Source organism: Nonomuraea composti (assembly GCF_012034275.1).
Lineage (GTDB): Bacteria > Actinomycetota > Actinomycetes > Streptosporangiales > Streptosporangiaceae > Nonomuraea > Nonomuraea composti.
The window spans coordinates 1-26,613 of sequence record NZ_JAATEP010000032.1 but is presented as its reverse complement, the minus strand read 5'-3'; the positions used below and the strand labels follow the sequence as shown (position 1 = coordinate 26,613).

The following is a 26,613-nucleotide window of genomic DNA, read 5'->3' as shown; positions in this document are numbered from 1 at the left end:
TCACGACGGCAGCTCCGCGCGCAACTCGAAACCCACGGCCTTGTTGCCGCTGACGAGCCTGCCCCCCAGTGCCCTGACACGGTCGCCCAGCGAGGTCAGGCCGAACCCGTCGCCCTGGCCGGCCTCTTTGCCGTCGTCGGTGACCGCGAGCACGATCCTGCTCTTCTCGTACGTCAGCGTGCCGTGCATGGACCTTGCCTGCGCGTGCCGTACGGCGTTGGTGAGCCCCTCCTGCAACACCCGGTAGAGCACGAGTTCGGTGTCGGGGTCCAGCGGGCGTTCCGTTCCCTGCACCTGGAAGGTCACGGTGAGGCCCGTACCGGAGAAGGAGTCGGCCAGTTTCCGCAGAGCGGCACTGCCCAGGTCGCCGCTGAGTGCCAGCGGGCGCAGCGCGCGCACCCAGCGGCGGGTGTCGGCCAGCGCCGCCTGGGTGAGCTCCTTGGCCTGGCGCACCTCTTTCCAGGCGGCCTCCGGCCGGCGGTGGCGGAACCGCTCGGCGTTCTCCAGGCCCAGGTTGATGACGGTCAGGTGGTGGCCGATCGAGTCGTGCATCTCCGCCGAGATCCTGGCGCGTTCCTCGGCGACGGTCAGCTCCCGTACGCGCTCGGCCAGTTGCCGGGCCCGTGACACCGCCACGGCCATGCCCAGAGAGAAGGCTGCGAGCACCGCGATGGCCGCCAGATCGGCCAGCGTCTGGACGACCGTTCGGCCGTAGAACATCAAAGAGGTGACGGTCATGATCGCGACGAAGGCGGCGAGGATGGGGCTGGCGATGCGCAGGCCGTACACCAGGGCGAGGTTGGCCACCCCCATGAGCACCAGGGGCGCGTGCGTGCCGGCCGCCCCGACCAGCCCCAGGAGCAGGGTGCCGGCCAGGAAAACAGGAGTCGCCAGGAGACGGACGCCGTGTACGGGCCGCCACGGCATCACCGGCCACAGCCCGCACAGCAACCCGACGTCGGCCAGGAACAGGACCCGCTCCAGGACGGTGCCGGGCGCCACCGCCAGGTTGATCGCGACGGTGGCCCCGAGCGTCAGTCAGAACACCACGCTGAGGAAAGCGGGCCGGTCGGGATCACGTCGCCACACCATAAGACGACCCTATGATCGCGCCGGGGCGCCTGTGATCCACCAAAGGTCATCATGACGTTGGTCATGGCCGAGGCATGACCGGCTCTATCGCACGTCCGATGCGCCGCGTGTCCGCGCAAGCCTAGCGTTCCCGGCATGAAGCCTCTGTGGACCGTCCTGCTGGCCGTGGTCGTCATGTTCGTCCAGGTGTTCTTCGGCTCGCTCCTGTCGTTACTGGTCCCCGACCGCGCCGGCCCGGTGCTGCAGCAACTTGCCGGCGCGGCGGGGATCACGCTGACCGCGCTGCTCGTGGTGTATCTGGTGCGGCGATTCCTGGACCGGCGGCCTTGGCGGGCGCTGGGCTGGCGGCGGCCGTGGCATCTCCTGTCCGGTGTCCTTGCCGGTGGGTTGCCGATACTCGCCGCCCACGGGATGGTCGTGGTCGTGGGGGCCGGGACCTGGGTGTCGCTGGACGTCTCTGCCGTGCTGGCGTTGCTGCCGGCGTTGGCCGTCGCGCTGCTGCTCGGCCAGGCCTTCCCGGAAGAGCTGCTCTGGCGCGGTCACGTCTTCGACAGCCTGCGGCAGTGGCTCTCGCCGCGAGCGACGCTGATCATCACGTCGGTCGCGTTCGGGTCGATGCACCTCATCTCGATAGGCTCGGGAAGCGCCTTCGGGACCAAGCTGCTCTACGCGCTCATGGCCACGACGCTCGGTTTCGCGGCCGGGGCGGCCCGGGTGCGTGGCGGCGGGCTGTGGATGGCGGCCGGCGTGCACTGGGGCTTTCATCTGGCCTGGCGCAACGTGCCGGTGAAGGCGGGGAGTTACGAACTCCTGCTCGTGCTGATGGCGGTTGGGCTGGCGCTGACGGGAGCCGTCCTGCTCTGGGGGCGGGACGGCGTCAAGGCGGCTCCACGGGAAAGCGGCCGGGTGGCGGCCTAATCAGAAGCCGGCGAGCATCGCGCTTCGGCTCCCGACGCCCGCAGCGCCGCGCGTCTTCGCGCATCGGTCAGCCGGCCGGGCTCGCGGGGGCGTTCGCATCAGAATCGGTAGTGCGCGACCACGGTGCCCAGCCTGGAAAGGGACGTGCTGAGCGCCGCCATGCGGGTCCACAGGCGCAGGGCCGGCGGATACTGGGCGACCTCCGGCTCGCGGACCAGCATGATCTCCTCCATGAGGGTGAGCTCGGGGTTCCAGTGCACGATGTCGCGGCTGCCGAAGCCCGCGGACTTGAAGAGGGGGACCAGGAACCGAGCGCTGGGGGCGAGTTTCGCGGCCCGGACGGTGAACGTGTTGTAGACGTTGAACGCGATCTCCCCGCTGCGGAGATGGTCGGTGAGCCACCGCAGCAGGGAGATCATGTCGGCTTCGGCGAGAAACGCCATCAGGCCGTCGGCGACGATCACGGCGGGGCGGTCGGCGGGGAGGCTCTGCAGCCAGGCCGGGTCGGTCAGGTCCGCGCCAATGGTGTGGACGTGCGGGCGGTCGGGGATGAGTTGCCGCCGGGCGGCGACGACGTCAGGGAAGTCGACGTCGTACCAGTCGACGGTGGGCGGTGTGTCGATGCGGAGCGCCCGCGTGTCCAGCCCGGCGCCCAGGTCGATACCGATCGCGTCGGGGTGGCGGGCGATGAACCGCCGCGCCACCTCATCCAGTTTCTTGGCGCGGTGGGCGACTTCGACGCAGGAAGCCTTGGTCCAGCGGAGCTTGTCGTTGGTGTAGCCGGTCTTGCGGACGAGTGCGTCGGCCATCGTGTCGCCGAGGATCGGGTCCGGCTGGCGGCTGTCGAACGCCCGGCCGGTCAGGGTGATCCACAAGGTTTCCTCCACGGGGGTCAGAGCGGGAAGGGAAAGAGTCATGGGGTTTCCGTCCTTTCTGCGCCGACGTGCGTGCCGACTCGTCGACACCTTCGATGAAATGACACTCGGACTAAAAGTAGTCTGAGTATAATCATATGCCTGGTGTAGGCTCTCGTGCTATGGCGGATGAGACGCGGCGCGAGCGCAAGAAACTCCAGACGAGGCAACTGCTGGTCGACACAGCGCTCAGGCTGTTCGCCGAACAGGGATACGAGCAGACCACCATCGCGCAGATCACCCAGGCGGCCGACGTGGCCAAGAAGACGTTCTTCAACCACTTCCCCACGAAGGAGGACGTGCTGTTCGCCGACACCGGCCAGTACGTCGAGGCGGCCGTCGAAGTGATCCGCGAACGGGCGCCGCGGGAACACGTCTCCGACGTCCTGCTCGAGATCTACGAACGAGTCTTCGCCCGGCGCCTGGCCGAGGGGCCGCTCGCCGGGGCCGGCAAGGACCTGAAGCGCCTCGACGACACCGTCATGAAACTGCCCGCCGTGCAGGCCAAGGCCCTGCACGTCATGTCCGACCTCCAGCAGACGATCGCCGGCGCCCTCCTGAACGCCTACCCCGGCGTGCTCGACCCGGTCACCGCCGCTGCCGCCGTCGGATCTTTGATGGGAGCCGCTCAGGCCGCCGGCACGGCCAGCCTCCGCCAGGGACCGTCCATGGAGGAGTACCTGGTCTCGATCCGGCGTGCCCTCGACGTCGCCCTGCAGGGGCTGCGCTCGTTGTAGATCGAACAATCCGCGGGAGCGTCGGGATGACCCACGAGGCGCTGTCACCGTGTGCCGGTGTGCCGGTGTGCGTCGAGGCCGGCGCCGTCCTGCTCCTGCCGCTCAGCGACACCCGCGTGGCCGCCGCGGCACCCACTCCCGAGCCGCAGCAGCCCGCGGCGACGACGGCCGCCACGGCCAAAGGCCCCGCTGAGGCCCCCGATCGGGCGTTGGCGCGGCTCATGGCCATGCGGGTTCGCGGCCAGAACGTAGCCGTGACGCAGTGACACGGCATCCCGTTCCGTCACGAACGCCGCCAACCGCGGATCTCCATCGACATGCTTCGCCCGGCGATCTCTTGTCACCATGGAGAGAGCGGGAGCGGGCGAACATGTCGAACAGGCCAGGCCCTCGGCGTTCAGTGAAGCTGCCGAAAGGCCCGGCGGTAGTCGCGGGGCGCGACGCCGCGGCGTGCGACGAACCGCTCGCGCAGGACGGTCGCGCTGCCGTAGCCGACGCGGCGCGCCACCTCCTCGACCGGCAGGTCAGTGGTCTCCAGCAGGTGCTCGGCCCGGTCGAGGCGCTGGGCCAGCAGCCAGGCGTGCGGGCTGGCACCGGTGGCGGACTTGAAGGCGCGGGCGAACGTGCGGCGGCTCATCAGCGCCCGCGCGGCCAGCTCGGCGACGGAGACGCGGCGGTCCAGGTTCGCGCGGGCCCAGGCGATGACCTCGGTGAGCCGCCCGTCGTCGCCGTCGCCGGGCATCGGCGTGCTGATGTACTGGGCCTGGCCGCCGGCCCGGTGCGGCGGGGTGACCAGGTCGCGGGCGACGCGGTTGGCGAGCGCGGCGCCGTGCTCGCGGCGGAGCAGGTGCAGGCACAGGTCGAGCCCGGCGGCGGCGCCCGCCCCGGTGGCGACGCTCCCGTGGTCGAGGTAGAGGGCGTCCGGCCTGACCCGTACGGCGGGGTGGCGGCCGGCGAGCTCGCCGGCGTACCGCCAGTGTGTCGTGGCCTCCAGGCCGTCCAGCAGGCCGGCGGCGGCGAGCGCGAACACCCCGGTGCAGTGCGCGGCCACCACCGCCCCCGCCGCGTGCGCGCAGTGCAGCGCGTCCAGCACAGCCGCGGCGGGCTCGGCGCGGAACGAATCACCCGGCAGCACCAGCACCAGGTCGGCGCCGCGGAGCGCAGCCAGGCCATGCCCGACCTGGAGCCGAAGGCCGAGGTCGGTCCGCAGCTCGCCGGGCCGCTCGGCGCAGATCACCGTCTCGAACGCCGGACGGCCCGCCCCGGCGCCGAACACCCCGCTGACGATGCCCAGCGCCAGAGCGGTCACCCCGCTCGGCGCGTAGGCGACGACCCGCTCAAAACCCATGGCCCGCCATCCTGGCACAAAACCCGCGATCAACGGCAATACGGCCACTTTTCCGCAATGCCCCATCCCGCCAGGCTGGCGCCGGACCTCGATCGCGTCGAAAGGGCGGCATCATGGCGGAACACCACCACAACAAGGTCATCCTGGTCACCGGGGCGACGGGCAGGCAGGGAGGAGCGGTCGCGTACCGGCTGCTCGCCGACGGCTGGACGGTGCGGGCGCTCACCCGGTCCCCGCACTCACCCCCGGCCAGGAAGCTCGCCGCGGCGGGCGCGCAGATCGCGCAGGATCGGCCCGGTGACCGCACGACGCTGGAGGCGGCGATGGCCGGGGTTCACGGGGTGTTCAGCGTCCAGGCCGGGGTGCTGGGCGCGACGCCGGTCCCGTACGACGCCGAGATCGCCAGGGGGCGCCTCATCGCCGACGTCGCGCTGGCGGCGGGCGCGGCACACCTGGTGTTCTCGTCGGTGGCGGGCGCGCCCCGGGCCGGGGGAGTACGCGCGTTCGAGCCGAAGCTCCGGATCGAGCACCACCTGCGGCGCATCGGCGCGCCGGCGACGATCCTGCGGCCCGCGTCGTTCATGGACAACTACGCCGATCCCTCCTCCGGCCTCGGCTCAGGAACGCTGGCCACACCGCTTGCCGCCGGCGTCCCCGAACAGCTCATCGCGCTCACCGACATCGGCGCCTTCGCGGCCCTGGCCTTCGGCGACCCGGAGGGCTATCTCGGCCGAGCCGTCGACCTCGCCGGCGACCAGCTCACCCCGCCGCAGATCGCGCGTGCCTTGAGTGCCGCCCTCGGCCGCGACATCCCATACGTGCCCGTCCCGATCGAAGCGGTACGGGCACAGAACGCGGCGTTCGCCGAGGCCGTCGGCTTCCTCAACCGCAACGGCGGCTACGGCGCCGACCTGGCCCGCGCCCGGGAGCTTCATCCCGGCCTGCTGACCTTCGACCAGTGGCTGACCACCGGCGGAGCGGCCCGCATCGCCGCCCTCCTGCCCTGAGGCTCCCGCGCCGGATGTCGGACCCCTGCCCTACGCTGCCGCCGTGGCTGACATGGAGCAGGACAGCCTCGCGCGAGTCGAAGTAGCGCAGCACATTGACCTTGGCCAGGCCGACGCGCCGGCTCAGTTCGTTCAGGCTCAGCTTCGCGACCGGCATCTCGGCCAGCATCGCGGCCGCGGTCTGCAAGATCTGCCGGCGTCGTTCGGTCCGCTGCTTCTCGGGGTTCCCTAGCTTGGGCCGAAGATGCAACAAATATTCTGGCCTGTCTCAATGGGCGGGCCTCGAGTCTGGCCCATCGGCCTGAGGCCTCTGCATGAGCGCAGGTGAGAGGCATATTTGTTGGATCCTGCGCCATCGCCGTCGGGACCCCCGGTCCTGGCGCCGCGGCGGTCATCGCTCAGCTCCATCGGCGAACTCGGTAGCAGTTCGATCCTTCAGCATCGGTTCCATCCTCGTATGGAGGACAATGCCTTGCTGATGGAGAAACGTGGTGACGATGACCATCCCCGCGGGTTGTCCATCCGGGCCTGGCCAGGACGCGGGTCACCTCGAGCCTGTCGAGCTTGGGCATCGTGATGTCGAGCAGGCACACGTCCGGCCGAAGCCGCCGCGCCACGGAGACGGCCTCGGCCCCATCGGAGACGGCGGCCACGACCTCCATGTCGCTTTGCCGAGTACCTTTCGACCTGGAGGCGCAGGACGGTGCCCTCGATGATAGGCAGTTCGCCGGGAAGCCGAGCCAGGCGGCCCGGCGGGTGAGGCGGGGGTGCAGCCTGTCCCAGGCCTGGGCAGCGCCGTAGCGGGTGGTCTCAGTGATGGTGGCGGCGTGGGGTTCTCCCCGGTCGCGGAGTCGCCGAAGACGAACTCCGTGCCGTGTTTCGGCGGCGTGTAGTCGGTGTCGCCAGGCCGCATTGTGATGGCCTTGCCGGCATCCGGGTCTCGGCTCAAGAAGGAAGAATTCACGACGCATGATGCAACCGTTCCGGTGAGCGGCGGTATCTGGGAGATTGTGGATCTCTTGAGTGCGGACGCGGAGTACATCGCGTATGTCCGCGGCCGCCTGCTCTGGTTACGCCGGATCGCCTACTCCCTGTGCCAGGACTGGCATCGTGCCGACGACCTGGTGCAGACGGCGATCACCCGGCTGTACGTCAAGTGGCGCCACGCCCGCCAGGCCGACGACCTGGACGCGTACGTACGGGTGATCCTGGTGCGGATCTTCCTGAAGGAGCAGCGGAGCGGCTGGTTCTCGCGTACGAGACTGGGCGCTTCCCCTCCCGAACCGGCCCCGCCCGAGGCCGCCGCGTACGGCTGGGACGCCGACCTGTCCATGGACCTGCGCCGGGCCCTGGCCCTGGTGCCGCCACGGCAGCGGGCCGCTCTGGTGCTGCGCTTCCACTGCGACCTGAGCGTCCAACAGACCGCCGCGGCGCTCGGCTGCTCGACCGGGACCGTCAAGAGCCAGACCGCACGCGGGCTCGCGACCCTGCGCGCGCTCCTCGAGGTGACTCCGACCAAGGAGGATCGATGAAGGACCTCAAGCCCCTGTTTGAGAACTTGGTGCCGGACGAGCATCCGCCGTCGCAGGTGGACGTGGGCGCGGCCATGCGGGCCGGACGCCGGCTGCGTCGCCGTCGCCGGGCTCTGACGGTCTCGGTGCCGCTCGCCGCCGCGGCCGTGACCGCGCTGGTGCTGGCGACGGGATCGCTGGCCGACCTCGGCCGCCGCGACGCGTCCGCCACCCCTTCGCCCGCAGCCATCTCCGCCGTCACCTCCGCCTCCGCCTCCACGAGGGGCGTCTGGTCGTCCGCGATGACCACCATCCCGGCCGCTGCGTCCGATGGCTCGACGTACACTCCGGTGACCGCGTTGAGCACCACCGAGCTGCTGCTGCGCGCTGAGACGTCCTTCGACAGGGGCGGGCGGCTGGAGGTGTACGACACCGCGGCGGGCACGACAAGGGTCCTGGGCGACATGCCGCAGCCGGACGGTGCACGCGACTACGACCCGCAGGCCATCGAGCCAGGCCCGGAGCACATCGCCTGGTGGGCCCAGGACGTACACGCCCAGAAGTCCACGGACGTGTGGGCGCTGCCTCGCGCCGGCGGACAGGCCGTCCTCCTGGCACGCCTCAGTGGACCGGCGGCGGCGGTGGAACGCCTCGGTGTCCTGCGCGATCGCATCGTCTGGTCGGTCCGGCATGGCGGGTTGTACGCCGTCCCGATCACCGGTGGCGCACCCCAGGCCCTGCCGGGCACCGACGGCCTGCATCTGGTGTCCTGGCCTTGGGCATCCGATGTCCGCCAGTACGACACCGACCTCAACCAAGGCGTGCTCGTCAACCTGGAAACCGGCGAACGCACCTCCCTGGCTACGCCGCCAGGGGCGAGGGGAATGCGCTGCAGCCTGAACTGGTGCGTGGCCACGCTGGAAGGTCGTACCGTGATGTGGAGTCTCGCCGGTGGCGCATCGCGGACCGTACGCGGCCATCTCACCCCGGCATCGCAGATTCGCGCAGATCGCTTCGTCGACCTCGGCGCGACCGTGCACGATTTCGTCACGGGGCAGAGCCTCGAGATCGGCCTGAAGAAGTCACCAACTGGAGCCACCTGGCACAGCGGCGTGTCCTCCTCCCCTGGGTTGGTGTTCAGCTGGCAGGCGCCGCCTTGTGGTTCGCCCGGCTCGACGTCCTGCGGCTCCGGCCATGGGCCTGAACTGGCCGTGCTCAACCTGGCAGCGGTTCAGCGGTGAACCTGCATCCCCAGAGCCTTGCCCGAATCACGGTGCGCCAGCTGGTTCCGCCCATGCCGGCCGACGCGTGGTGGGGATGGGTGGGGCCGCTCTTCGTCACCGTGCTCGGCGGAGCACTGCGATTTCTCCGGCTGGGCGAACCGTACGCGGTGGTCTTCGACGAGACTCACTACATCAAGGGGGCCTATTCACTGCTGACGTTCGGTGTCGAGCGCATGACGTTGGGCACCGAAGAGGACCCGATCGCCAACCGGATGATCATGGCTGGCGATCTTAACATCTGGCGGCGGTGCCCGACCGTCGAGGAATGCGCCGAGTACGTCGCGCACCCGCCGCTCGGCAAGTGGATGATCGCCATCGGCGAGTGGCTGTTCGGCATGACGCCCTTCGGCTGGCGGTTCGCCGGCGCGGTGGCGGGCACGTTGTCGATTCTGATCATGGCGAGGGTGGCGCGGCGGATGACCCGGTCCACGTTGCTGGGCTGCCTGGCTGGTTTGCTGCTCGCTCTCGACGGCCTGCACTTCGTGCTCTCGCGGACGGCGCTGCTTGACGTGTTCCTGATGTTCTGGGTACTGGCCGCCTTCGCCTGTGCGGTTGTTGACAGGGACTGGGTCAGGCAGCGGTTGCCCGAAATGTCTCCCCTGGAGGGGGCCTGGCCCCAGGTGGGCATGAGGCCCTGGCGGCTGGCCGCGGGAGCCTGCCTGGGCGCAGCGTGCGCCGTCAAATGGTCGGGGGTCTTCTTCTTGCTCGCCTTCGCCGCGCTCTCACTGATGTGGGATGCGGGCGCGGGGCGGGCGCTGGGACTGCGGCCGCGCCTGTCAGCGGCCCTGCAGGGTCTGACGGGCGCGTTCGCCCTGGTCCCCGCCACGGTCTACGTGCTGAGCTGGAGCGGCTGGTTCCTGCGCGCGCAGGGCTGGGGACGCAACTGGGAGCAGGCCACCCAGGCTGGGCCCGGCTTCTTCGTCTTCGACTCGCTGCGCTCGTGGCTCGGTTACCAGGTCCAGGTGCTCGGCTTTCACACCGGCCTGGACACCCGGCATTCGTACATGTCGGAACCGTGGCAGTGGCCGCTGCTGCAACGTCCCGTCGCCTTTCACTACCTGAGCCCGCCGAACGCCTGTGCGGCCAAGGATTGCTCACAAGCGGTGCTGGGCGTCGGCACGCCGGCGCTGTGGTACCTCGCGCTGCCCGCGCTCGTCGTGCTCATCACCCGGTACACCGCCGTTCGAGACTGGCGAGCCGGGGCCGTGCTGCTCGCCTACGGCGCGGGGTGGCTGCCGTGGTTCTATTACGCCATCGCGGACAACCGCACCATGTACCTGTTCTACATGCTCCCCGTCGTGCCGTTCATGGTGCTGGCGCTGGCGATCGCCGCAGGGCTGGCACTCGGGCCCGGCGCAACGGCGTCGATCAGGAGAGCCACCGGGGCGGCCATCGTCGGAGCGGGAGCCCTCATTGTCCTGGTCAACTTCTGGTGGCTCTATCCAATCTTGTCCGGCGAGACGATCCCGCACGCGGCGTGGTGGGCCCGGATGCTGATGCGCTCGTGGATATGAACGCGACCGAGGCCGGTGCCCGGTGGATACCAGCAGTGTGAGTGAGGTCTGCCCACACATTTCGACCGACTGAGCCGTCCGGCATGCCGGTCAGGAACCGCAAGCATGTACGTGATAATAGATGATTATCACGTACATGAGCGATCACGGCGCCGCGCCGACCAGGAGAACCCTTCGCCGGAGTGGTGCGCGACTCCGGCACGTTATCCGGTACATCGCGACGGGCGTTGCCGGGCGACCGGCATGAGCGCCGCGCCGAAGGTCGCCGCTCTCCGGGGTGGGCATGTCACGCTCGCCGCGGCCGCCGACGCCTTTCTCGCAATCCCGCGCACGGCCAACCCGAACACCCACCGCGCCTACGCCTCCGCAATCGACCGCGTTATAGACCGGCTCGGCCGAGACCGATCGCTGGCCGAGGTTGCCGACGCCGAGATCGGCGCCACGCTCGCCGAGCTGTGGGGCGCGAGCGCGCCGGCGACCTGGAACCGCAACCGCGCCGCCGTCACCTCCTGGCTGGCCTGGTGCCGCACCAAGAAGCATTGGGCTGCGCCCTCGGTCCCGGCCGACGCCGAACGCCGCAAAGAGAACGCCGACGAGACCCGCGCCGTCGCCAAGACCACGATCCACCGGCTGCTCTCACGCCGCGACATTCCGCTACGCGAGCGGGCGCTCTGGCGGATGCTCTACGAAACGGCGGCCAGAGCCTCGGAGATCCTGGCGCTCAACGTCGAAGACCTCGACCTGGAGCACCGCCGCGCCCCCGTCCGCTCCAAGGGCGGCGCCACCGAGTGGGCGTACTGGGAGACGGGCACCGCCCACCTGCTACCCCGCCTCCTCCGCCTTACGGACGGCGACAGGCGCACGCACGGCCCGCTGTTCCTGTCCGAACGCCGCCCGGTCCCGGCCCGCCGCCCCGCGGCCGCCGACATCTGCCCGCACACCGGCCGCGCCCGCCTGGGCTACGACCGCGCCCGCGTCCTGCTGGACACCCACGCCGGCCTCGATCTGCACCAGCTGCGTCACAGCGCCGCCACCCATCTCGGCGAGGCCGAGGTCCCGTTGCAGCTCATCATGGGCAAGACCCGCCACAAGAACCCCCGCACCGCCATGCGCTACGTCAAGCCCGGTGCCGAGGCCATCGCCAAGGTCACCGAGGTCCTGGCACCCCGCCGCCGTACCCACTGATCAATAACTTCTCCGAGGTGGGAGGGGACACTGCCCCTTTCTCTCGTACTTGGTCTGGCCCCGCCCGACAGTGTCGGTGACGTCGTGAACCCGGCGCACGAGCACCGGCGGTGGCGGCGCCGCGGGCGACACTCCTCGACCGGCTGGACGAACAAGCCGGCTGAGTCTCTCCGCGCACGTCAGCGAGGCGTCCATCCTTGCTCCAGCAGTTGTGTGCGGATCAGCTCGACGAGGGCGCGATCTGCTTCGGCTTGGTGCGCGGCCTCGGGATCCCCGAGGTCGGCGGTCACGGACGACCAGCGCTCCAGCGCGGAAATGACCAGCTCCCATTGCGCTCGGCCCAAAGTCAGTGTCGAGGTCTGGCCGGGAGCCGGCCAATGCTCGAACCCGGCCAGGTCACGCGGCCAGTCCGGAATCTGGGCCCAGCCGGCCTGACGGATGCTGTCACCGAGGTCGGCCACGTTCCGCGGGTCGCCCTCGCCGGCTTCCACGCTTGCTTCGTTGTCCATCGTGGCATCGATGATCGGCCACTGGCTGGTCTCCATCCGCACTCGAAAGCTGGTCTTTTCAGCAGCGGGATGACTCATGCGATGTGATCGTCACGGCCTCGTGCCGGTGCGTCAACAGCTCAGGCCTTGACGATGAGGTCCACATGTCAGAGGGCCCCCACCGGGAAGCTCCGCTACGACGACCTCAGATCCGCGGACGCGGTCGCGCCGGAGGCCCGCAAGGCCGCCGACGCCGCCATCGACTCCCCGCTCCAAACGAAAGCCGCTGCAACGGCGGGCGCACGGTTGTGGACAGGGCATCGGCTGAGGGCCTGGTTCGCCACCGCACTGACCACATGGAGCTCATCCTCACCGCCGAAGAAGGAAAACGGCGGCGCGGCCGGCACTCGGTGCCGAACGTGATCGAGGCGTCGCCAGCCGGCACGTACGGCAAGGTCGCGTGGCTGACGTTGCCACAGGACTACCTCTTCAAGAAGGGCCACAGGATCGGTTTGTTGATCGCCGGGACCGACCGCATCGACAGCGGCGAGAGCGGGACAGCCGAGCCGGGCGAGACGGGGGTCTTCGGCGCCGGTCTGCATCCACAGGGCGGGTGCCGTGCCCGCCGCGAACAGCACGGCCAGGACGGCGGGGACGCCGGCGGAGCTCTCGATGCGGGCGATCAAGTCGTAGCGGACCAGCGCCGAGCCCAGCAGGAACAGCACGGGCACCATCGTGTAGAAGCCGCCGGCCAGCAGCGCGGCCATCAGGAGGATCGCGGCGAGCGCGGCCACGGCCCAGCGGGGCAGCCAGGTCGAGGGCAGCAGCGCGATCAGGCCGGCCACGGCGTAGAAGGTCAGGATCTCGCCCTGCCACAGCAGCACGAAATGTGCCAGGCCGATCGTGAGCAGGGCCAGCAGTCGCCGCAGCAGCAGCACTCGGGGGTGGCGTGCGCGCTCGGAGGCGGACTGCAGGAACAGCGAGAAGCCGATGCCGAACAGCAGGGAGAAGATCGGGAAGAAGCGCTGGTGGACGAACAGGTCCAGCCACGAGCGTCCGGTGACGACGTCGCCCGCGCCGGCGATCGCCTGGATGTTGGCCGGCAGGATGCCGCACAGCGCGAATCCACGCAGATGTTGAGCGCGGCGATGCGAGCCTGGCCCGGCGGCGCGGGCCGGGGTGGGCAGTCAGGTTGCATGAGCCCACCTTGCCCTCACGGTCTTCGTCCTGCGATCGGACGAATGACTATGATTGAGCCGGCGTTCTGGCCGAGCCGGCGGATGAGCCCGTACAGCTCATAACGGACGAGCTGCTCGACCGCCTGCCCGGTCAGTCATCCAAGCCGTCGGCGGCGGGCAACCGGTCATGTGACTGATGCGTTCCGCCCGTGGCTCTCACTACGGTCGTCCCATGTCGAAACGACGCCTGCGCAGATCTTCGGTGCGGCCTGGGACGTCTCCACGGTGGCGAACCTCGCCCGGCAGCAGAACGGCGCGGCGCCCCCGCCAGGGGCGCGGTTGTCACGCCGGCTGAGCGGTCATCCTCCGGCCTGTGGTTCAGGGGGAAGAACCGCACCACCGTCCGGCGCTCATGCCCAGCCCCGCGGCCGCGTCTGGGCTGCGCACCTCCGGACGCCGTCGTGATCCTGCCCCGCCGCGGCCGTATCCGCGCCGGCGAATCGCTCACGGACCGTCGGAACCGCGAGCCGATGGCGCCATGACCCATGCCGGATCGCCAGGGATTTCCCTTTCCCCGCCCTGACAGATCCCAAAAATCGTGCACGGAAGGCGCGGATCACCGCAACGGGAACGAGCGCGCACGCGACCAGCGGTGATCCGTGCCCTTGTGATGCCACCCCTCATGAAAGGACGTACATGCGATTTTCTGCTGCGGTAGGAAAACTGGCCTTGGGCCTGACGACCGTCGTCACGCTCGCCGCTGCGACCGGCCTGCCGGCCGTCGCGGCAGTGGAGCAGAGCCCGGAGGCGGCCGCCTCTGCCCGCGCCGCCGAGACCGGCACCGCGGTGCCTGTGCCCAGCCTGACCGACGAGAGCAGCACGACCGTCGCCAACCCCGATGGCAGCTTCACCGCGACGATCACCTCGGGCCCCTCCAACGTCAAGCGGTCCGACGGCACCTGGGCGGCCATCGACACCACGCTCGTGGCGGAAGGCTCGGTGCTCAAGCCGCGCGTCTCGCAGGCGGTCGTCGAGGTCTCCGGCGGCGGCGACGGGCCGGCGGCCAAGCTCGTCGACAGCGTCGGCCGGGTGTTCATCCTCAACTGGGCGAATCCGCTGCCCAAGCCGTCGGTCAGCGCCAACGTCGCCACCTACGCCGACGCGGCCGGCCCCGGGGCCGATCTGGTGGTGACCGTCCTGCCGACCGGCTTGCGCCACGACGTGGTGCTGCGGGAGAAGCCCAAGGGCCCGCTCGAACTGCGCATCCCCATCCGCACGCAGGGCGCGGACCTGACGCGGAGCGCAGATGGCGGCCTGCAGCTCAAGAGCACCGGTGGTGACGTGCTCGCCTCGTCGGCCCCACCGGTCATGTACGACTCCAGCGGCCGCGGCAAGCCCCGCGGCGACGCGCTCGCCGAGGTTCCGGCCACGGTCGAGTCCCAGGACGGAGCCCAGGTCCTGGTGCTCAAGCCGGACACCGGCTTCCTGTCCGACCCGGACCGCGTCTACCCGGTGCGCCTGGTCCCGGGGATCACGATGCCCACGGTCGTCACCGACACCGACGTGGCCACCTCGTGGGCGTCCCACCCCGGCGACGCGATGATCATCGCCGGCACGATGCTGTGGGAGAACGGCCAGGGCGGCGACATCATGCGCAGCCTGGTCTCGTTCGACACGGCCACGCTCAAGGGCAAGCGGGTGGTCCTGGCCGGCCTCGGCATGTGGAACCTCGAGACCAACGCCTGCGGTCCAAGGGTCGGTTCCGGACTCACGGCCGAGCGCATCACGAGCCCCTGGACGGAGACCAACCTCACCTGGAACAACAAGCCCACCACGACCTCGCAGGGGGCCAGCACCACTCAGGCGGGCCGCGGCCGCACCTGGACCGAGCCCTGCCCGGACGGCGCCGGCTATCTCGCCTGGCCGGTGACCGACATCGTCAAGGCATGGGCGGACGGCGCCCCCAACTACGGTATCCAGCTCCGGGGCGCCGACGAGAGCGAGAAGACGAACTGGCGGGCCTTCGCCGCCTCCGAGAACAAGGACGCGGGCGTCAAGCCGCCGACCCTCACGGTCGTCTACTGGCGCTAGCCGCACCCGCGCGCCGTCGGCGCCTGCCTGCCAGGCGCCGTCGGCGCGCTCTCGGCTCCGGCCGGGCCCGGCCTTGAGGGGAGCAGCCGCGCCGGCCGGACATCGCGGTCGACGGCCGAGGACCCTCCGCAAGGGAGAGCCCTCGGCCGAGCAGTCGCTGACCCCTTGCCTTGGCCTGGCCACGGCGTGGTTCGACTGCGGCGCAGAGCCGCACGACCTGAGCGTGCTCGGCGCCGACGACATCATCGTTGTGGGGGTCAGTCCGCTGCGGCGGCCCCGTAGTCCTCCTCCCGCAGCCTCTTACCCAGCTCCTTGGGCCTGACGAACTCGTTGATCCGCACAGTGACGGTCCCGTCGGGGTTCTTGGCGACAGCCAACTCCGGCGCCTTCGATGCCAGCGGTACGGCGACCACCACCATCGCGACCACCGCCCCGGCCACCAGCCGCTGTGCGGGCCAGTGCGCCAGTCGGATTCTGGCCGTTCCGACCCTCATGTCCAGGACTTGGAGCCGCCTCCACTACCGTCAGTTGGCTGATGACCCCACGAACTCGAGCTACGCCCTTTCCCGCCCGGCAGGTCGGCCGTGGCTGACAGCGCGCGGGGGCGGGTTCTTCGGCGTCGATGCGGTCGGTCAGGCCGGCGATGCCGTCGCTGCCCAACAGGCGGGGTGACGATCCGTTCGACGCGCGGGCCTCGCGCTCAGTGCGGCGTCGCTGGGCCAGCAGCAGGTTGCGCGCTACCCCGTACAGCCATCCGGCTTCGCTGCCTCGTCCTGGCCGGTAGGTGTGCCGGGAATGTAGTGCCGCGAGGAATATCTCCACCGTGAGGTCGGCCATCGTGTGCGGGTCGGCTGTCGGCCATACGACGAACCGCGTCACCGTGCCGAAGTGCCGCAGGTAGAAATCTTCCAATGCCTGCGTTCGTGTCAACGGGTCCGCCGGGTTCCTCCTGGTCGGGCCGCACGAGCCGGGGTCCTTTCGGTCAACAGTGCTTACGCCATGTACTTGACCGAAGCTCGCGATGCAGCATGAGGCGGCTACAGACGCGGGCAAGCGCCGGCGGGCACGCGAAACCCCACGTCGCTGCCCAGCCGGCATGCGTCTCCATGCCGGCTGGGCAGCATCTCTCCACTCCTTTGCCGAAGTTGCCCAGCACAAGTTCCGTGATCTGTTTTCCCATTGTGAATTTACTTTGTAAAGGCAATCAGATTAGAGAGCAATTCGCTTTTTCTCACAACAGTACGGGCTTCGCCCGTCCCTCCTTCAACAACCCCAGCCTCTCGATCTGTCTTGCCCCATGCTTCACCGTGGGGCGGCCAGACAGATCGAGGCATTCAATCGGACAATGCTCCTCGGCCCGATCGCTGACGGTGTCATATACGAGTCCAGCGTCGATCGGGTCGCTGCCACCGCGCGGAACTGCCGCGACGGTTCGCGCGGGAACCTGTCACCACTTCCCGCGCCGGACGTGGTCACGGCAGGTCTTTTGACAAGCCGGTCCGGGGATGTACTGACGCCATTCGGCCGCGGACAGCCCGCCGTCATTGTTCGTCTCCGCGTGGAGGCGGAACCGCCACCATTTCGATGACCGGCCAGTGCTCGCCGCCGAGACCGGCAAGCCCATCGCCTGATCTCCGCCGGCTACCGCGGTTGGTGGAGACGAAATTCCACTCAGCGGCGAACGGCCGGTGGCTACCTTCGTCGTGAAGTCGGGCATCACCGCGTGGGGGACGGACGGGTTCGCCGGCGTGCCATCCAGCTCTGCTGGTGTTCGCTGCGGAGCACCGTGTGACTTTCTGCGGTAGTTAGCGTGGAATCTTGGCCGCTATGTGGCGCGGATGACGAGGGTGTTGCAGGCGGCTTGGACGACGTCGTCGGTGATGGTGGCCAGCTCGTCGATCGCCGGCGACGGCTAAGTGATCGTCGTTCAATCGGCCCGCTGCCCTGCCCTGGCCATGGCCGACATCACCGGCGACCCCGTCGCCCAGGCGGTACGACTTCCGCCCGTTCCCCGGCAACAATCGACCAAGGTCGCCATCGCCGCGGCCGGTGCGGGTACGGGCAGCTTCGAGCCGTTCCGCCAACAAGGAGCCATGTCATGTCCAAGACGACGTCCGACCTCGTTGTGGAGCGGCTGCTGGGCTGGGGGATCGACACTTGCTTCGGCATCTGCGGCGACGCCGTCAACGGCTTCTTTGAGTCCCTGCGGACCCATCCGGAGATGCGGTTCGTGCACGTGCGGCACGAGGAGTACGCCGCCATGGCGGCTGTTGGTTTCGCCAAGTTCACCGGGCGCCCGGCGGCTTGCGTGGCCACGTCGGGGCCGGGCGCGCTGCACCTGATGAACGGCCTGTACGACGGCAAGATCGACGGCGCGCCGGTGCTGGCCGTCACCGGCATGACCTACCACGACTTGGTCGGCACCCACTTCCTGCAGGACATCGACAACGACAAGGTGCTGGAGCCGGCCTGCGTGTTCAGCGAGCGCGTGATGGGACCGGCGCACGCGGTCGCGGTGACAGACCGCGCCGTGCGTGCCGCGCTCTACCGCCGCGCGCCTGCACACCTGACCATCCCCATCGACACCCAGTCCTGGACCGAGGAGCAGGACACGGTGTCGGAGAAAAACGTGCCCGGCCACACCTCGGCCGTCGGCCAGCGGCACGTCCAGATCCCGGCCGAGGACGACATCCAGCGCGCGGCTGAGCTGCTCAACTCCTGCGCCAAGATCACGATCCTGGCCGGGGCCGGGGCCCGGTTCGGCGCCGGGGAGCTGCTGGAACAGGTCGCCGAGGCGCTGGGCGCGCCGATCGCCAAGGCCGGGCTCGGCAAGGACGCCGTCCCCGACGACAGCCCGTGGTGCACCGGCGGGATCGGTTTCATCGGCACCCGCGCCTCGCAGTGGGCGATGGAGAACTGTGACGGCTTCCTCATCGTCGGCAGCAGTACCCCGTTCTACGACTTCTGGCCCAAGCCGGGCCAGGCGCGGGCGGCGCAGATCGATGTGGCGGGCGACCGCATCGGCATGCGCTACCCGGTCGAGGTCGGCCTGTGCGGCGACGCCGAGGCCACGCTGGCCCGGCTGCTACCCCTGCTACGGGTGCGCGAGGACCGCTCCTTCGCCGAGCGGGCGCGCGAGCTCTACGACCAGTGGTGGGAACTGCAACGACAGCGAGCCGCCGACCCCGCGGTGCCGATGAAGCCGCAGGCAGTGACGTGCGCGCTGAGCGACGTCATCCCCGACGGCACGATCCTCACCGGTGACGCCGGAACGGTCAGCTCCTGGGGGTCACGGGTGATGTTGCGCCGCGGCATGCAGTTCTCCTTCTCCGGTACGTTGTGCTCGATGGGCTCGGCGCTGCCGTACGCGATCGGTGCTCAGGTTGCCTACTCCGACCGGCCGGTCGTCGCGTTCGTCGGCGACGGCGGGCTGGCCATGTGCATGGGGGAACTGGCCACGCTCGCGCAGCACCGCCTGCCGGTCAAAGTCATCGTCCTGCGCAACGACACGCTCGGCCTGGAGGTATGGGAGCAGAACGCCTACCTGGGCAACCCGCAATACGGGTGCGACCTGTCGCCGGTCGACTTCGTCAAGGTCGCAGAGGGCTGTGGCCTGGCCGCCTTCCGCGCCGAGGAGACCGGCCAGGTGAGAGACGCACTCACCCGGGCCTTCGCCCACGACGGCCCGGCCCTTGTCGAATGTGTCGTGGACCCGTACGAGCCGCCCTTCGGCGAGACCGTCAAGCCAGCCCAGGTCGGCAAGATGCTCCAAGCGTATGAACGAGGAGAGAAGGGCGCGGCTCCCATGTCTGCCAACCTCCTCGCCCCGGGGCGTCCCGCCCTCTCCCCGGGCGTCGACCAGCACAAGGGCGACCTCGCCCGGTACGCCCGCGGCAAGGGGTGACAGGCCGAGCAGCACCAGCTGACCAGAAGCTTCGCTGAACTGCCTGGCATGTCGCTGACGAGGCGCCTGGTATGCAGATCCTTTCCAGTGATCTCCCGGCCGCCACCGGATTTCGTCGGAACGCGACGACCCGGCGATCTGGGCGCGTGGCCGCCCTGAGTCGGCAAGGTTGCGGTCCGCAGGGTGTTGAGAATCGAACGGTTTCCGAACGCGATGATCGGATTCATAGGGAGCCGATGACGAGGGATTCGCGGGCGGTTTCGACGACTTCCTTGGTGATGGTGTGCAGGTCGTTGATCTCGACCGTTACGGTCAATACGTGAGGATCATCGCCGTAGAGGATCATTGGCCCGAGTACGGAACGATCGTCGTCAGGGACACTCCTGGCGTCGACCCGGCATCCAGATCGCGACCGGAGTTGCCCCTGCTCGACGAGCACGCGGTGGACGCGCAGCCTGGCGGTACCATCGCCAAGGCGGGCGATGGATGGTTGCAAGCGTCAGCTCGCGACACGCACCATCACGTGCGCTTGGAGGCGCATCACGGTCCTCCCCCATTGGACGACGTCTGGCACGACGTGGTCGAGACTCCGTACTACGCCAACACCGGTTCCGTCATGCTGACGACCGTGCTCTACGGCGAAAACTACGCAGACAGACCGCTCCGGCTCGGAGCACCGGGAATGTATCGAGTCCGCGTCTCCTGCCTCAGGACTACGCCGGAGATCCCCGGATTCGAGGCATCGGAGGGTGACCTCTGGCGGATGCAGTTCTGGGTGGCCCCCGGGACTCCTCAGCCTCCCCGCTGGTTGGCGCGGAGCCGACCCGCCGTACCGTCCGGGCGTACTGGATGGGAGGCGGTCCTCGGGCTGCCCTGTCAGGAGGTGCTGCACGCCGTCCAGGTCGCGGCCGCCGCCGGTGACGCCACCGAGGAGCAGATCGCCGCCGCGTACCGGCCATGGTCCAGCAGCTCAGGCGACTGGAGCGGCCCTCTTGCCGAGGATCTGTCGGACTACGCCGTGCAACTGGGTGTGCCCGCACCGGCCACGCGGCAGGAGTTACTGCGGCTCTTGGTGGCGGCCGGCCTGGTGATCACCGAAACCTCCGCCGAGGTGACCCGCTATCGTCCCTCCGCGAGCCCACCGCCTGTTGAGGAGGTGCTGCGCCTGCCGGACGAGCAAGTGACCATGATCCGGCGCCAGGACGCATTCCACCGTTACACCTCGTTCGCCGCCGACCTGGCCGCCGTGGCGGTGTGGAGCCGGGGTTGCACCGTCTCGGCAACGCTGGAGGAGCTCTCCCGCCAGCTCCTGGCGACGGAAGAGGAGATTCACGGGGCGATCCGTTACGGCACCGAACGGGGCCTCTTCAGCACCTCCGGAGACGAGGGCGTCTTTACGGCGATGCCACGTCTCCCGCCGCCCCCCGAGGTGGGTCGCATAGCCCGAAGGCTCGAGTGAGGCGGTTCGAGGGCGGTCGCGCCATCTACCTCTGAAGCCGCACCGCCATCAAGCACTCGAAGTCACAAGCACCGGCCGGCCAGGGGTGGGCTTTTCTATGCAGGCCCGTGGGGTTCGCTGGGGGGGCTGAGAGATGGCCGTTCGGTGATGGGGGCCGTTCGCAGTCGGCCGGGATCATGGTGGCGGGCGCGGTGCTGGTGTCGGTCATGCCGGTTCCAGCCACCGGGGGGATCCGCTGAACGAGGCGGGAGACGTCGACGCCCGCGCGGAGACCATCAGCACCGGCAGGTCGTACTCGCGCCGCAACGCCCGGCACACGTCCAGACCGTCGACCCCAGGCATCATCACGTCCAGCACCAGCAGGTCGGGCCGCTCCCGCCGTACCTCGTCGATCGCCGAGCGCCCGTCGGCGACGGCTCGCACGACGTGCTCCTCCCGGCACAGGTACGGCGCATCAGCTCGGCCTGTTTCGGAGCGTCCTCGGCCACCAGGACGTACGCACACATGGGGGATTCCTCCTGGCCGGCTCGCGTCATCACGCCAAAGACCGGGACCGGACGCGGCGCTGCCGGACATCCGGCTGCGGGCCGCGGTCTTCGCGCTCTTGTCATACTCCGCGCATTCTCCTATGACGTCCGCTGCTCCGCCGGCGGTCGTGGCGTAGTCGGTGGGGGAGGCGTGGGCGAAGTGGCCGCTGTCGGGGAGCTGCCAGCGGGCGGTGATGTCCGTGATCGTCATGCGCGGGTGCGGTGCGGCGAGCGGGCGGCGTGCCTCGTCGAGGCGGCGATTTCAGATGTAGGCGCTCAGGGGCTGCCCTTCGTGCGCGAAGGCCCGTTGCAGAGTGCGCGCGCGGCAGGACGGCCGAGGACGCCTCCGCCCTGGGTGATCGCCGGCTGACGCAGCCGGCGACCATCCAGAGCGAGAGGTGTTTCACGTGCCGGCCATTTTGAAGTGCGTGGCCGGGAGGTCACGGTCGGTGGCCCGCGGCCCAGAGATCAGGCTGACGGCCAGTGGATTTACCAGCGTTTGTAGAACGCACTCTTTCCGAACTTGTCCACCGACTGGTAGAAGCTCCAGGCCGCTCCCTTGCACGCTCTCTCGCTGAACCAGTTCTTCGGCTTGCAGATGTGCTTGTACATGTCGTTCTTGAACCGCTTGTCGATGCGGTGCCGACGCGATTCGGAGGTGTTGCGACGCTGCTTGCGATAGTTGCGGTAGCCGAAGTCATGCCGCTGGCACGGCCAGCTGAATTGCTTCTTGTAGTGCTTCACGGCGATGCCACCGAGCACTTTTGGCACCGAACACCCGTCGTCCTTCCAGACCAGGTCCTTGCGCCGGCAGGAGTTCGAGCCCCAGTTCTTGTAGTCCTTGAAGGCCCACAGGCTGGCGCTGAACAGCCAGTAGTCGGTGGCCGATGCCCGGGAACCCGACGGCGAGTACAGCGGCGTCACGGTCTCGGCCGTGGTCGGCGCCTCCGCGTCGTCCAGCAGTGTGGCCTGGCAGCCCAGACACTGCGCCAGCAGCCGCGCCGGGCTGATGGCCTCCTCGCCGGCGACGATCTGGGCGGGCAGGCTCGTCATCGCGGCGTCGCTCATGTCATGGACGATGAGCTCGCCGCTGCTGGTGATGTACTCGATCTCGCCATCGTCCGTGACCTCGTCGAGTTCGAGGCTCACGGAGCCGTCGGGCCGCACTGTGGCGATGCCGTTGAGGTCCTCCACCGGTGAGAGCACCGTTCGGGTCACGTCGCCCGCGCCGTCCACGCTCCAGACGACGTCCTCGCCGTCGTAGTGGGACAGCATGGTCGCGGTGCTCTGCCAGGTGCCGGTGGCGTTGCTCTCCACCACAGCCCGGCGATGTTGTCCTTGCGGGTCCAGCGTCCAGGTCTGGCGCAGCCCGCCGGCCGTTTGCTGGTGCAGCTCGTCGTTGGCGAAGTAGGCGCTGGTCAGCCCGTCGGGAGTGGCGGTGAGCCGGCCGAGGGCGTCGTAGGCGTAGCCGGGGTCGACGATCCGGCCGGCGCTGTCGTAGGCGTGCGTGACGGGCGTGGCGGTGGTGGTGGGGCATGCCGTGCCGGAGTTCGAGGTCGCCGATGCCTCGCTCTTGCGGCTGCCGTTGGCGTTGTAGGTGTAGGTGTGCAGGATGCAGGCCGCGCTGCCGTCCTGTTTTTCGGCGAGGCTTTCGACCAGGCGGCCGGCTGGGTCGAACTTCTGCCGCACCCGTGAGAGGCCGGTTCGTTCGGTGACCTCTTCGTGTACGGAGGTCGAGCCGGTGCTGGTGAAGAAGGGTTCAGCGGCGCCTTGCAGGGTGTAGGCGCGCGAGTACGGTTCCTCGTCGGGGCCGAGGGTCTGCCGCATGGTCACGCCACCGGGCAGTCCTTGCTGGATGACGTTGCCGCCGCCGTCGTAGACCTGGGTGAAGACGCCGGCCGCGGAGTCGGTCATCTTGGTGGCCAGGCCGCGCGGTTCGATGCTGGTGTCGTATTCGTAGGTGGTGGTGGATGGGGCCGAGCTCACGGTGCGCAGCACCCGGTCCAGGGCGTCGTACTCGGTCGTCGTCGTGGCTGCGTCGGCGTCGGTGAATGTCACCTTGCGGCCGAGCGCGTCGTAGTCGTAGGAGACCTTGCTGCCGTCGTCGGAGGTGATCGTGGCCGGTTTGCCGGTGACCGGGTCGTAGGTGGTGGTGGATGCCTGCACCGGGACGCCGGGGCCGCCGGTGACGACGCTGCGGATGGCGCGGCCGGCCGGGTCGTAGGAGATCGAGGTGACGCGCGTGGCGCCGTTGGCGGTCTCGGTGATCTTTGCTGGCTGGCCGTGGCGGTCGTACTCGGTGCTGACCGTCACGTCCTCGTCCGGGTTGCCGTTGACATCGGTGATCTTGTCCTTGGGGCTGACGCTGCAGGCCAGGTCGGCCCATTCGGGCCGTCCCGCACAGGCGCCGGTGCCGCTCGCGGTCCAGTGCCGCACCACGGTCGTGCCGGCGTCGTCCCCGTCGGACAGGGGTGTGGCGGCCTGGACCGCCCGCCCGGCCGCGTCGTAGGTGGTGGTCCGCGTCAGGTTCAGCCCGCCCGGGTCTTCGGTCTGGCCTACGGGCATGCCCTTGGACCAGTCGTAGGAGCTGCTCTGGCTGCGGCGATCAGTTTCCGGGTAGCCCCGCACCTGCAGGCCGGTCGTCGTCTTGGTGATCACATTGCTGATCGCGGCCGAGCCATCGGTCGGGCGTCCGCCATCGTATTCCTGGTGGATGTGCTGACGTCCGGGGATCTCGGTGCCGTCAGGAACGGCCGGAAGGGTTGCGGTGGCCTTCAGTCCGGTGGTGACCGTCGTCAGCCGCAAGGGTGCGTAGGAGTCGATCTCCCGGCGCCCGTCGTCGCTGTAGAGGTGGGTCGAGGACAGCAGTTGGGCGCGCTCGGCCGTGCTCAGCTCGGCGAGGTCGAGGGACTCGAGCCGGGCCTGCGCGTCCGGTCCTTTGCCGAGGGCCAGTTCTCGGTTGGCGGCGGTGAGTTCTCTGACGGAGTTGCCGAAGCTGTCGTATTCGACGCTCTCGGCATGGCCGCCTGGCTGGACGACGTTCACCCAGCGTCCGGAGGCGTCGGTGTAGACGACCGTGGCGCGTTTGTAGTCGCTCGCGGTCAGCTGGATGCCGGTGTGTCCGCGCGGGATCGCGTCCGGGGGGAACAGCGCGGTGGAGTCGGTGGGCGCGTCGGCCTGCGCCCAGGCGGCCACGTCGGTGCGGCCCATGGCGTACGGCGCCGTGGCGCCGGTCAGCGGAACCTCGTAGACGAGGCTGTAGGTGGCGGTGCCGTCGGTCTGCGTCTTGGACCCCGGTCGCAGGGCCGGTTGTTCGGCCGAGAGCAGCATGCCCTCTCCCGCCACTGCCGAGCCGCCGGCCTTGGCGTAGGCGAAGGTCCAGGGCAGTGAGCCGGGCAGGCTCAGTTTCTGCAGGCGGCCTGCATCGTCGTAGTCGTACTGGGTCCTGAGCGCCGGGGAGATCCGCGGATCCCAGACCTGGCGCAGGCGGCCGTTCGGATCGTAGGCGTAGGACGCGAGCGTGGTCGCGGTGGCCGAGCCGGCGCCCGGGTCGGTCGCCCACAGCCGGATGCCGTCGACCTGGCCGGCGAAGGTGCCGAACTGGCCTGCGGTGGCGGTGGTGGAGGTGGCGTAGAGGTATTCCAGCACCCGGCAGCCCTTTGTGGCGGGTGCGGTCTTGCAGGTGTCGTTGCTGACGGCCGAGGTGCGGGCGATCAGGTACTTCGGCCGGGCCAGCGTCTTGCCGCTCATGGTGACCGCCTCCGACACCAGCAGGACGCTGGGGCTGTCGTCGGCGGCGCGTGCGGTGCCGGCGAGCTGCCAGCTCGTGGTGGAGCCGCCCACCGCGGCGAAAGTGCTGGTGACACCGGAGGTGTCGGTGAGGACGAAGCCGCCGTCCGCGGTCTTGGTGAGGGCGAGTTTCTCGGCCCCGGGCTCCGGCCTCCAGCCGCCGTCCGTGGTGGCGGTGAAACCGGTCTGGCCGCCTTCGTTGTCTTTCAGCGCCACCAGGCCGGGGGAGATCGCCTGGATGGAGGTCCAGGTCGTTGCGGTGCTCTCCAGATCGCTGCCGAAGCCCCACTGAGGGCCGAAGATCGCTGCCTGGCCCGGGTTCGCGGTGCCGAGCTGGGGTCGGCGGGAGGAGGCGAAGCGGGTGACGGACATGCCGAACACGGTGGCGTCGGCGGCGTTGAGGGTGAAGTCGCCGGTCAGGACGTTGACGTTGCCCAGGCTGATCGGCAGGCGGGGGGCGCCGCCGGCGACGCGGTCGAGGACGACAGTGTTGTGCGGGGAGGCCGTCGACGTCGTGCCTTCGATGAAGACCGCGCGGACGTCGAGGGGGCCATCGTCGCGGATGCTGTCGGCGATGTTCCACACCAGTTCGGGGGTGGCGCCCTTGGTGACGGGCACCGGCCACGTGGTGGGGGTGGACCCGTCGGCCTTGGAGCGGACGTCGGTCAGGGGGACATCGTGCCAGGCGTCGGTTTCGCCCTGCCGATACTGGTAGCGGACGCCGGTGTCGGTGCTGCTGCCCTGAGCGAGCAGGGCGGTGCGTCGTGCCGGGCGCTCGCCATGGGCGGGTGCGAGCAGGGCCGCGCCTTTGCCCGCGTAGAAGGTGTAGGCGGTGGTGTCGGAGACGTTGCCCGCGCTGTCACGGGTGCGGGCGCTGATCGTGTGCGCGCCGGCCGGGAAGCTCAGCTTCGCGGTGACCGTGGCTCCGGTCGTGGCGAGATCGATCCAGTCTCCGCTGTCGATCTTGTACTGGACGTTCGCCACGTCGGTCGTGGGCGGGGCGAAGGTGAACGATCCCGAGAACCCGCCTGAGCCGTCCGGCGTTCCTGACCATTGCTCGGCGGGGAAGTCGTCGGAGGTGATGGTGGCCGGCCCGGGGCTGGCCGTGTCGACGGTGAAGGTTTGCCAGGGGGACCATTCGCTGCTGGGGTCCGTGCCGTCGTGGGCCGTCGCCCGCCATTTGTAGGCGCCTGGCGCCAGGGCGGCGCTGGGGGACCAGCCGGCCGTGGCGCCGGAGGCCACGAACGGTGACGTCCCGCTCGTCAGGGCCGTGGTGCCGGTGGGGGTCCAGATCTCGAAGGTCAGCTTCACCGTGTTGCCGTCGGGATCGACGGCCTTGCCCGCCAGCGCCGGTGTGGTGTCGTTGGTCGCGGCCTGCGGCAGCGGGGAGACCTGGCTCACCTTGCCGGGCCTGGTGTTGTACTGCACCGTCAGGGACGGCTCGGTGGCGGGGTCGTGCGCGCCGGCGACATGGTTCGCCGATCGATACCGTCTCCAGCTGTAGGTGTCGGTGTCGCTGACACCTGCCAGCCTGAGCCCGTAGTTGGGCTGGCCGTTCGCCCACGCCTGCCCGATCGCGTCGATGTCCCAGGTGTTGTGGCCGGCAGGGCAGGAGGAGTTGTAGCCCTTGGCGTCGGTGATGGCGACGGCGCCGGTCGTCGTCGTGCT

The 26,613-nt window shown here is 69.5% G+C and carries 20 protein-coding genes and 2 pseudogenes; 11 read left to right on the top strand and 11 right to left on the bottom strand.

The window, feature by feature from the left end:
* Complete coding sequence (locus HCN51_RS62555; RefSeq protein ID WP_168015892.1) at positions 1-1,002, bottom strand: histidine kinase; 1,002 nt, start codon at positions 1,000-1,002, stop codon at positions 1-3.
* A gap of 225 nt (positions 1,003-1,227) precedes the next feature.
* On the opposite strand from HCN51_RS62555, the gene HCN51_RS35965 reads away from it, so the two are divergent.
* Entirely contained in the window at positions 1,228-2,010 is a 783-nt protein-coding gene (locus HCN51_RS35965) for a CPBP family intramembrane glutamic endopeptidase (protein ID WP_168015890.1), read from the top strand.
* A gap of 98 nt (positions 2,011-2,108) precedes the next feature.
* Here the strand turns inward: HCN51_RS35965 and HCN51_RS35960 are convergent, their stop codons facing one another.
* Positions 2,109-2,927, bottom strand: coding sequence for a class I SAM-dependent methyltransferase (locus tag HCN51_RS35960; RefSeq protein WP_168015888.1), 819 nt, complete (start codon positions 2,925-2,927; stop codon positions 2,109-2,111).
* A 119-nt stretch (positions 2,928-3,046) separates the two neighbouring features.
* On the opposite strand from HCN51_RS35960, the gene HCN51_RS35955 reads away from it, so the two are divergent.
* Together HCN51_RS35955 and HCN51_RS35950 are read left to right on the top strand one after the other, a co-directional pair.
* Positions 3,047-3,661 (top strand): TetR/AcrR family transcriptional regulator, encoded by a 615-nt coding sequence (locus tag HCN51_RS35955; RefSeq protein ID WP_168015886.1) that lies wholly within the window; start codon positions 3,047-3,049, stop codon positions 3,659-3,661.
* 26 nt (positions 3,662-3,687) lie between these two features.
* Positions 3,688-3,927: a hypothetical protein gene (locus HCN51_RS35950; protein WP_168015884.1), complete on the top strand. Its 240-nt coding sequence runs from the start codon at positions 3,688-3,690 to the stop codon at positions 3,925-3,927.
* Positions 3,928-4,058: 131 nt separating this feature from the next.
* On the opposite strand, the gene HCN51_RS35945 is transcribed toward HCN51_RS35950, so the two are convergent.
* Positions 4,059-5,009 (bottom strand): GlxA family transcriptional regulator, encoded by a 951-nt coding sequence (locus HCN51_RS35945; protein ID WP_168015882.1) that lies wholly within the window; start codon positions 5,007-5,009, stop codon positions 4,059-4,061.
* A 113-nt stretch (positions 5,010-5,122) separates the two neighbouring features.
* Between HCN51_RS35945 and HCN51_RS35940 the strand changes: the two genes are divergently transcribed.
* Positions 5,123-6,016, top strand: a complete 894-nt coding sequence (locus tag HCN51_RS35940; RefSeq protein WP_168015880.1) for an NmrA/HSCARG family protein — start codon at positions 5,123-5,125, stop codon at positions 6,014-6,016.
* 112 nt (positions 6,017-6,128) lie between these two features.
* Here HCN51_RS35940 and HCN51_RS60155 read toward each other — a convergent pair.
* Both HCN51_RS60155 and HCN51_RS61650 read right to left on the bottom strand, forming a co-directional pair.
* Positions 6,129-6,173: pseudogene (locus tag HCN51_RS60155) on the bottom strand (hypothetical protein); the annotation flags it as partial.
* Positions 6,174-6,414: 241 nt separating this feature from the next.
* The gene (locus HCN51_RS61650; protein WP_168015878.1) at positions 6,415-6,678 is read right to left on the bottom strand and encodes a response regulator; all 264 of its coding nucleotides are present in this window, start codon (positions 6,676-6,678) and stop codon (positions 6,415-6,417) included.
* A gap of 357 nt (positions 6,679-7,035) precedes the next feature.
* Here HCN51_RS61650 and HCN51_RS35925 point away from each other — a divergent pair, with 357 nt between their 5' ends.
* From HCN51_RS35925 to HCN51_RS35910, 4 genes are all read left to right on the top strand, one after another.
* Positions 7,036-7,548 carry a SigE family RNA polymerase sigma factor gene (locus HCN51_RS35925; protein WP_240973600.1) on the top strand — a complete coding sequence of 171 codons (513 nt, stop codon included), beginning with the start codon at positions 7,036-7,038 and terminating at the stop codon, positions 7,546-7,548.
* Positions 7,545-8,768 carry a hypothetical protein gene (locus HCN51_RS35920; protein WP_168015874.1) on the top strand — a complete coding sequence of 408 codons (1,224 nt, stop codon included), beginning with the start codon at positions 7,545-7,547 and terminating at the stop codon, positions 8,766-8,768. Before HCN51_RS35925 ends, HCN51_RS35920 begins: the two co-directional genes overlap by 4 nt.
* A complete protein-coding gene (locus HCN51_RS35915) occupies positions 8,765-10,324 on the top strand; it encodes a dolichyl-phosphate-mannose--protein mannosyltransferase (RefSeq protein WP_346433916.1) in 1,560 nt (519 codons plus the stop codon). Before HCN51_RS35920 ends, HCN51_RS35915 begins: the two co-directional genes overlap by 4 nt.
* A gap of 243 nt (positions 10,325-10,567) precedes the next feature.
* Positions 10,568-11,509: a tyrosine-type recombinase/integrase gene (locus HCN51_RS35910; protein ID WP_168015872.1), complete on the top strand. Its 942-nt coding sequence runs from the start codon at positions 10,568-10,570 to the stop codon at positions 11,507-11,509.
* A 179-nt stretch (positions 11,510-11,688) separates the two neighbouring features.
* Here HCN51_RS35910 and HCN51_RS35905 read toward each other — a convergent pair whose 3' ends face one another.
* Together HCN51_RS35905 and HCN51_RS35900 are read right to left on the bottom strand one after the other, a co-directional pair.
* Entirely contained in the window at positions 11,689-12,054 is a 366-nt protein-coding gene (locus HCN51_RS35905) for a hypothetical protein (protein WP_168015871.1), read from the bottom strand.
* Between the two features lie 137 nt (positions 12,055-12,191).
* Positions 12,192-12,935, bottom strand: coding sequence for a hypothetical protein (locus HCN51_RS35900; protein WP_168015869.1), 744 nt, complete (start codon positions 12,933-12,935; stop codon positions 12,192-12,194).
* A gap of 969 nt (positions 12,936-13,904) precedes the next feature.
* Here HCN51_RS35900 and HCN51_RS35895 point away from each other — a divergent pair.
* Complete coding sequence (locus HCN51_RS35895) at positions 13,905-15,266, top strand: DNRLRE domain-containing protein (RefSeq protein ID WP_168015867.1); 1,362 nt, start codon at positions 13,905-13,907, stop codon at positions 15,264-15,266.
* A gap of 257 nt (positions 15,267-15,523) precedes the next feature.
* Here HCN51_RS35895 and HCN51_RS60145 read toward each other — a convergent pair whose 3' ends face one another.
* Positions 15,524-15,760, bottom strand: a complete 237-nt coding sequence (locus HCN51_RS60145; RefSeq protein WP_240973599.1) for a hypothetical protein — start codon at positions 15,758-15,760, stop codon at positions 15,524-15,526.
* Positions 15,761-15,974: 214 nt separating this feature from the next.
* Positions 15,975-16,364: pseudogene (locus HCN51_RS63105) on the bottom strand (RNA polymerase sigma factor); the annotation flags it as partial.
* 1,000 nt (positions 16,365-17,364) lie between these two features.
* Here HCN51_RS63105 and HCN51_RS35885 point away from each other — a divergent pair.
* Positions 17,365-19,170 carry a thiamine pyrophosphate-dependent enzyme gene (locus tag HCN51_RS35885; protein ID WP_168015864.1) on the top strand — a complete coding sequence of 602 codons (1,806 nt, stop codon included), beginning with the start codon at positions 17,365-17,367 and terminating at the stop codon, positions 19,168-19,170.
* A 319-nt stretch (positions 19,171-19,489) separates the two neighbouring features.
* A complete protein-coding gene (locus tag HCN51_RS62550) occupies positions 19,490-20,629 on the top strand; it encodes a DUF6042 family protein (protein WP_168015862.1) in 1,140 nt (379 codons plus the stop codon).
* Positions 20,630-20,833: 204 nt separating this feature from the next.
* Here the strand turns inward: HCN51_RS62550 and HCN51_RS35875 are convergent, their stop codons facing one another.
* Both HCN51_RS35875 and HCN51_RS35865 read right to left on the bottom strand, forming a co-directional pair.
* Entirely contained in the window at positions 20,834-21,052 is a 219-nt protein-coding gene (locus HCN51_RS35875) for a response regulator (RefSeq protein WP_346433915.1), read from the bottom strand.
* A 593-nt stretch (positions 21,053-21,645) separates the two neighbouring features.
* The coding region (locus tag HCN51_RS35865; RefSeq protein WP_168015860.1) for a phospholipase A2 at positions 21,646-26,613 on the bottom strand (4,968 nt) is incomplete at its 5' end.

Bases quoted from the DNA above. Each gene is read 5' to 3' on its own strand.
- HCN51_RS35965 (WP_168015890.1), top strand. From the start codon at position 1,228: ATGAAGCCTCTGTGGACCGTCCTGCTGGCCGTGGTCGTCATGTTCGTC.
- HCN51_RS35960 (WP_168015888.1), bottom strand. From the start codon at position 2,927: ATGACTCTTTCCCTTCCCGCTCTGACCCCCGTGGAGGAAACCTTGTGG.
- HCN51_RS35955 (WP_168015886.1), top strand. From the start codon at position 3,047: ATGGCGGATGAGACGCGGCGCGAGCGCAAGAAACTCCAGACGAGGCAA.
- HCN51_RS35950 (WP_168015884.1), top strand. From the start codon at position 3,688: ATGACCCACGAGGCGCTGTCACCGTGTGCCGGTGTGCCGGTGTGCGTC.
- HCN51_RS35945 (WP_168015882.1), bottom strand. From the start codon at position 5,009: ATGGGTTTTGAGCGGGTCGTCGCCTACGCGCCGAGCGGGGTGACCGCT.
- HCN51_RS35940 (WP_168015880.1), top strand. From the start codon at position 5,123: ATGGCGGAACACCACCACAACAAGGTCATCCTGGTCACCGGGGCGACG.
- HCN51_RS61650 (WP_168015878.1), bottom strand. From the start codon at position 6,678: ATGGAGGTCGTGGCCGCCGTCTCCGATGGGGCCGAGGCCGTCTCCGTG.
- HCN51_RS35920 (WP_168015874.1), top strand. From the start codon at position 7,545: ATGAAGGACCTCAAGCCCCTGTTTGAGAACTTGGTGCCGGACGAGCAT.
- HCN51_RS35910 (WP_168015872.1), top strand. From the start codon at position 10,568: ATGAGCGCCGCGCCGAAGGTCGCCGCTCTCCGGGGTGGGCATGTCACG.
- HCN51_RS35905 (WP_168015871.1), bottom strand. From the start codon at position 12,054: ATGGAGACCAGCCAGTGGCCGATCATCGATGCCACGATGGACAACGAA.
- HCN51_RS60145 (WP_240973599.1), bottom strand. From the start codon at position 15,760: ATGAGGGTCGGAACGGCCAGAATCCGACTGGCGCACTGGCCCGCACAG.
- HCN51_RS35885 (WP_168015864.1), top strand. From the start codon at position 17,365: ATGTCCAAGACGACGTCCGACCTCGTTGTGGAGCGGCTGCTGGGCTGG.